Origin of the sequence: Reyranella soli, from assembly GCF_007992495.1 — a bacterium.
Taxonomy (GTDB): Bacteria; Pseudomonadota; Alphaproteobacteria; order Reyranellales; family Reyranellaceae; genus Reyranella; species Reyranella soli.
In genome coordinates this window covers 1-6756 of sequence record NZ_BKAJ01000279.1, presented here as the reverse complement: position 1 = coordinate 6756, position 6756 = coordinate 1, and the positions used below count along the sequence as shown (strand labels likewise).

The window sequence follows — 6756 nt, the reverse complement described above, 5'->3', positions numbered from 1 at the left end:
CGCGGTGGCGGGCGGCGACCTCTCCAAGAAGATCACCGTCGATGCCTCGGGCGAGATCCTGCGCCTGAAGGAGACCATCAACACGATGGTCGATCAGCTGAACGGCTTCGCCGGCGAAGTGACCCGCGTGGCGCGCGAGGTCGGCACCGAGGGCAAGCTCGGCGGCCAGGCCCAGGTGCCCGGTGTCGCCGGCACCTGGAAGGATTTGACCGACAACGTCAACTTCATGGCCACCAACCTGACCGGCCAGGTGCGCAACATCGCCGAGGTGACGACCGCGGTCGCCAACGGTGACCTTTCCAAGAAGATCACCGTCGACGTGCGCGGCGAGATCCTGCAGCTCAAGGACACCATCAACACCATGGTGGACCAGCTGAACGGCTTCGCCGGCGAAGTGACGCGCGTGGCCCGCGAGGTCGGCACCGAGGGCAGGCTGGGCGGGCAGGCCCAGGTGCCGGGCGTCGCCGGCGTGTGGAAGGACCTGACCGACAACGTCAACCTGCTGGCGGCGAACCTGACCACCCAGGTCCGCAACATCGCCGACGTGACGACGGCGGTGGCGACCGGCGACTTGTCGAAGAAGATCACCGTCGACGTGCGGGGCGAGATCCTGCAGCTGAAGGAGACCATCAATACGATGGTGGACCAGCTGAACGGCTTCGCCGGTGAGGTGAGCCGCGTGGCCCGCGAGGTCGGCACGGAAGGCAAGCTCGGTGGCCAGGCGCAGGTGCCCGGCGTCGCCGGCACCTGGAAGGACCTGACCGACAACGTCAACATGCTGGCGGCGAACCTGACGACCCAGGTCCGCAACATCGCCGAGGTGACGACCGCGGTGGCGGGCGGCGACCTCTCCAAGAAGATCACCGTCGACGTGCGCGGCGAGATCCTGCGCCTGAAGGAGACCATCAACACGATGGTCGATCAGCTGAACGGCTTCGCCGGCGAGGTGACCCGCGTGGCGCGCGAGGTCGGCACCGAGGGCAAGCTCGGTGGCCAGGCCCAGGTGCCCGGTGTCGCCGGCACCTGGAAGGACCTGACCGACAACGTCAACTCGATGGCGACCAACCTCACCGCCCAGGTGCGCGCCATCGCCGAGGTGGCGACCGCGGTGACCAAGGGCGACCTGACGCGATCGATCCAGGTCGAGGCGCTGGGCGAGCTCAGCGAGCTCAAGGACAAGATCAATACCATGATCGACAACCTCCGCCTGACGACGGAGCGCAACACCGAGCAGGACTGGCTGAAGACCAACCTCGCCAAGTTCACCAACATGCTGCAAGGCCAGCGCGACCTCGGCACGGTGGGCCGGCTGCTGCTGCGCGAACTGACGCCGCTCGTGGGCGGGCATCAGGCGGTGATCTACCAGACCGAGACCGACGACCACGGCGACGCCTCGCTGCACCTGCTGTCGGTCTACGCCGATTCGCGCTCGGGCCATCCCGAGACCATCCGCATCGGCCAGGGCCTGATCGGCCAGTGCGCGGCCGACAGCCGCCAGATCCTGATCTCCGACCTGCCGCCGACCGCCCATCCGATCGGCTCGGGCCTGTTCGAGGCCGCCCCCAAGAGCATCATCGTGCTGCCCGTGCTGTTCGAAGGCCAGGTGAAGGCGGTGATCGAGCTCGCCTCGCTCAGCGACTTCACCGAGCTGCAGATCGCCTTCCTCGAGCAGCTCACCGCCTCGATCGGCATCGTGCTGAACTCGATCGAAGCCACCATGCAGACCGAAAACCTGCTCGAGCAGAGCCAGAAGCTCGCCGGCGAGCTGCAGACCCAGCAGGGCGAGCTGCAGCAGACCAACGAGCAGCTCGAGCAGAAGGCGGCCCAGCTCGCCGAGCGCAACTTCGAGGTCGAGCGCAAGAACCAGGAGATCGAGCAGGCCCGCCGCGCCGTCGAGGAGAAGGCATCGGAGCTGGCGCTGACCTCGCGCTACAAGTCGGAGTTCCTGGCCAACATGAGCCACGAGCTGCGCACGCCGCTCAACTCGATCCTGATCCTGGGCCAGCAGCTGGCCGAGAATCCCGAGGGCAATCTCGCCCCCAGGCAGATCGAGTTCGCCCGCACCATCCACGGCGCCGGCACCGACCTCCTGAACCTGATCAGCGACATCCTCGATCTCTCCAAGATCGAATCGGGCACCGTCACCGTCGATGCCGAGGAGATCTTCTTCTCCAACGTGCTCGAGACCGTGGCGCGGCCGTTCCGCCACCAGGCCGAATCGCAGGGCCTGTCGTTCGAGGTGCAGATCGACCACAATCTCGGCCGCAGCGTCGTCACCGATTCCAAGCGCCTGCAGCAGATCCTGAAGAACCTGCTGTCCAACGCGCTGAAGTTCACCGCCCAGGGCAGCGTGCGGCTGCGCGTCGTGCCGGCGCTGACCGGCTGGCGTTCCGACAACGTCACGCTCAACCAGGCGAGCGCGGTGGTGGCCTTCGAGGTCACCGACACCGGCGTCGGCATCCCGGTCGAGAAGCAGAAGATCGTGTTCGAGGCCTTCCAGCAGGCCGACGCCAGCACCAGCCGCAAGTATGGCGGCACCGGTTTGGGTCTCGCCATCAGCCGCGAGCTCGCGACCTTGCTGGGCGGCGAGCTCACCCTGCGCAGCACGCCCGGTCTCGGCAGCACCTTCACCCTCTACCTGCCGACCATGTACACCGGCCCGCGCACGGCGCTGCGCCAGCCGTTGCCGGGCAATGTGCCATTGCCGCAGGTCGCCCTGCCCGACCATCTCGCCGACCAGTTCCCCGACGACCGCCACACGATCCAGCCGGGCGACCGTACCCTGCTGATCGTCGAGGACGATCCCAACTATGCCGGCATCCTGGTCGATGCCGCCCATGCCGCGAACCTCAAGGCCGTGGTCACGGCGCGCGGCGCGGAGGCGCTCGATCTGGCCCTGCAATACAAGCCCCTGGCCATGTCGCTCGACATCTTCCTGCCCGACATGCTGGGCTGGAACGTGCTCAGCCAGTTCAAGCGCACGCTCGAAACGCGCCACATCCCGGTGCAGATCCTGAGCATGGACGAGGACCGCCAGCAGGGCCTCGCCCGCGGCGCCTTCTCCTACCTCAACAAGCCGACGACCAGCGAAGGGCTGAACGCGGCGCTGGCGCGCATCAACGACTATGTGCGGCCACGCAAGAAGCGGCTGCTGATCGCCGAGGACAACGAGGCCGAGCGCTTCGGCGTCAGCGAGCTTCTGGCGCATCCCGACATCGAGATCGCCACCGTCGATTCCGGTCGCGGCGCGCTCGACAAGCTGCGCTCGGAACGCTTCGACTGCATGGTGCTCGACCTGCGCCTGCCCGACCTGTCGGGCTTCGACGTGCTCGAGGAGATGCAGCGCGACTCGGCGCTGGCCGACCTGCCGGTGGTGGTGTTCACCGGCCGCGACCTGTCGCCCGACGAGGACGCCAAGCTGCACACCATGGCGCGCTCGATCGTGGTCAAGGGTGCGGCCTCGCCCGAGCGACTGTTCGACGAGACCGCGCTCTTCCTGCACCAGGTCGCCGACGACCTGCCCGACGACAAGAAGCGCATGCTGGAGCGCCTGCACAGCTCCGACGAGATGCTGGCCGGCCGCACCGTGCTGGTGGTCGACGACGACACGCGCAACATCTTCGCCCTGTCGAGCGCGCTCGAGCGGCGTGGCATGCGCGTGCTGACGGCGACGACCGGCCGAGAGGCGGTCGCCATCCTCGAACGCTCGCCCGAGGTCGCGATCGTGCTGATGGACATCATGATGCCCGAGATGGACGGCTACGAGACCATCGCCCTGATTCGCGGCAATCCCGCGCTGCGACGCCTGCCGATCGTGGCGCTGACCGCCAAGGCGATGAAGGGCGACCGCGAGAAGTGCCTGGAGGCCGGCGCCTCCGACTATCTCGCCAAGCCGGTCAACACAGAGCAGCTCTTCTCGGCGCTGCGGCTGTGGTTGCACCGTTGAACGCCGCCGGCGGACTGAGCCCCATGGTCAAGGACGCCGACAAGGTCAACATCCTGCTGATCGACGATCAGCCGGCCAAGCTCTTGAGCTATGAGGTGATCCTGGCCGAGTTGGGCGAGAACCTGATCAAGGCCAACTCGCCGCAGGAGGCGCTGGGCCTCTTGCTCACGACCGAGAACGTCGCCGTCGTCCTGATCGACGTGGTGATGCCCGGCATCGACGGCTTCCAGCTCGCCGCCATGATCCGCGATCATCCGCGCTTCTCCGACCTCGCCATCATCTTCGTGTCGGCCGTGCAGGTCGGCGAGACCGACCATCTGCGCGGCTACGAGATCGGCGCCGTCGACTATGTCTCGGTGCCGGTCGTCCCCAAGGTGCTGCGCGCCAAGGTGCGGGTGTTCGTCGACCTCTACCGCAAGACCCGCCAGCTCGAGGCGCTGAACGCCGAGCTCGAGGAGCGAGTGGCCGCGCGTACGGCCGAGCTGGAAGCCCAGACCGAGCGCCTGCGCCAGAGCGAGGAGCGCCGCTCGATCGCGCTGTCGGCCGGCGACATGGGCTCGTGGGAGGTCGATGTCGCGAGCGGCCACATCGAATGGGACGACGGCCCCTACCGCATCTTCAATGTCGATCCCAAGACCTTCGAGCCGACCGTCGAGCGCATCGAGGCGATGATCCATCCCGACGACCGTGCCAAGAACTCGATCACCGCCATCCTCGACGAGGGCCAGTCGCGCTTCCAGGTCGAGTTCCGCATTGTGCGGCCGAGCGGCGAGCTGCGCTGGTGCTACGGCGCTGGCATCATCTCGCGCGACGCCCAGGGCAAGCCGGTGCGCATGAACGGCGTCACCGTCGACATCACCGACCGCAAGCGCGCCGAGGAACGCCAGGTGCTGCTGGCGCGCGAGGTCGATCATCGCGCCAAGAACACGCTGGCGGTCGTGCTGTCGGTGCTGCGATTGACGCGCGCGCCGACCACCAAGGAGTTCGTCACTGCCGTCGAGGGCCGCGTGCATGCGCTGGCGGCCACGCACAACCTGCTGTCCTCGACACGCTGGGAAGGCGCCGACCTGCGCAAGATCGTCGAGGAGGAGATGGCGCCCTATCACGCCACGCATCGCCAGCGCGTGATCACCGCCGGTCCGGCCGTGGTGCTGCTGCCGGCGACCGCGCAGGCGGTGGCCCTGGCGCTGCACGAGCTTGCCACCAATGCCGCCAAGTACGGCGCGCTCTCGACCGAGACCGGCACCTTGACCGTGAGCTGGAAGACCGGCGACGATTCCCTGATGCTCGACTGGGTCGAGACCGGCGGCCCGCCCGCGGCCGAGCCGGCGCGGCTGGGTTTCGGCCTCACCATCGTGCGCTCCAGCATCGAGGCGCAGTTCCGCGGCGGCGTCAGCTACGACTGGCGGCCCGAGGGCCTGTGTTGCCGGCTGTCCATCCCGGCCGCCCAGATCGCCGCCGCGCCGACGCCCGCGGAAGCGCCGGCCGCGGCGCCGTCCGACAATCAGGCGCGCCGCAGCCTCGCCGGCATGCGCCTGATGGTAGTCGAGGACGAGCTTCTGGTCAGCATGCTGCTGAAGGACATCCTGACCGACCTCGGCGCGGAGGTCGCAGGGCCGTACGGACGGCTGTCCGACGGCCTGGCCGCCGCCAAGGTCGAGCGCTTCGACGGCGCCATCCTCGATCTCAACCTCGCCGGCCAGCAGGCCGAGCCGCTGGCCGATCTGTTGCTGGCGCGCGGCGTGCCGTTCGTGTTCATCACCGGCTATCAGCGCGACAGCATCGACCGGCGCTACGCCAACGTGCCGGTGCTGCCCAAGCCGATCGATTCCGCCGCCCTCGAAGGGGTGCTGCTCACCCTGCTGGGCGGCGAGCAGCTGATGCGGGCCGCCGAAGGCGGCTGAGCCTGCTACACTGAGCGCATGATCGTCCTCAGCGAGAATTTCCGCGCGCTGTTCTACGCGCCGTTCTATGCCGCTCACGCCACCGGCGCGTTCCGCGACGCCGGCGTCGAGGTCACGCTGCGGCCGTCGCCCGATCCTACCGCCGCCGCGCGCGCCCTGCGGTCTGGCGAGGTCGACGTGATGTGGGGTGGGCCCCTGCGCGTGATGATCGTGCATGACAGCGAGCCCGACGCCGATCTCGTCTGCTTCGCCGACGTCGTGGCCCGCGATCCGTTCTTCGTGATCGGCGCCAGGCCGCGGCCGGATTTCCAACTGGCCGATCTCGCCAAGGTGAAGTTCGCCACGGTGTCCGAGGTGCCGACGCCCTGGATCTGCCTGGCCGACGATCTGCGTCGCGCCGGCGTCGACCTCGATCGCCTCGACCGCGTTTCGGGCCCGTCGATGGCGGACAATGCCGCGGCGATCCGCGCCGGCACGCTCGAGGCCGCACAGCTCTTCCAACCCCACGCCGAGGAGCTTCTGGCCTCGGGCGCGGGCCATCTCTGGCACGCCGCCGCCACGCGCGGCCTCACCGCCTACACCACGCTGGTGACGCGCCGCGCCACGCTCGAGCGCCGCGCCGACGATCTTCTGGCGATGACCAAGGGCCTGCACCGCACGCTCGGCTGGTTCGCGGCCACGCCGGCCGTCGAGATCGCCCGCACGCTGAAAAGTTACTTCCCCGATGTCAGCGAAGTGATCTTCGCCGCCGCCATCGAGCGCTATCGCAAGCTCGGCCTGTGGGGGCCCGACCCGGTGATCCGCCGCGAAGGTTTTGACCGCCTGCACGCCGCCATGCGCGCCTTCGGCACCCTGAAGTGCGACATCCCCTACGAGCTTTGCGTCGATACGAGTCTGGCCGAGCGC

At 68.4% G+C, this 6756-nt stretch carries 3 protein-coding genes; all 3 read left to right on the top strand.

The annotated features are described in order from the left end of the window. Window positions 1–3946: response regulator (locus tag RSO01_RS45460; RefSeq protein ID WP_147157239.1), on the top strand; the 3946-nt coding region annotated here is incomplete at its 5' end. 23 nt (window positions 3947–3969) lie between these two features. Then, the gene (locus RSO01_RS45455) at window positions 3970–5850 is read left to right on the top strand and encodes an HWE histidine kinase domain-containing protein (protein ID WP_147157238.1); all 1881 of its coding nucleotides are present in this window, start codon (window positions 3970–3972) and stop codon (window positions 5848–5850) included. Between the two features lie 18 nt (window positions 5851–5868). Continuing rightward, a partial coding sequence (locus tag RSO01_RS45450) for an ABC transporter substrate-binding protein (RefSeq protein WP_147157237.1) occupies window positions 5869–6756 on the top strand: 888 nt, incomplete at its 3' end.

Excerpts from the sequence above, each read along its gene's own strand:
- RSO01_RS45455 (WP_147157238.1), top strand. The coding sequence starts at position 3,970 with ATGGTCAAGGACGCCGACAAGGTCAACATCCTGCTGATCGACGATCAG.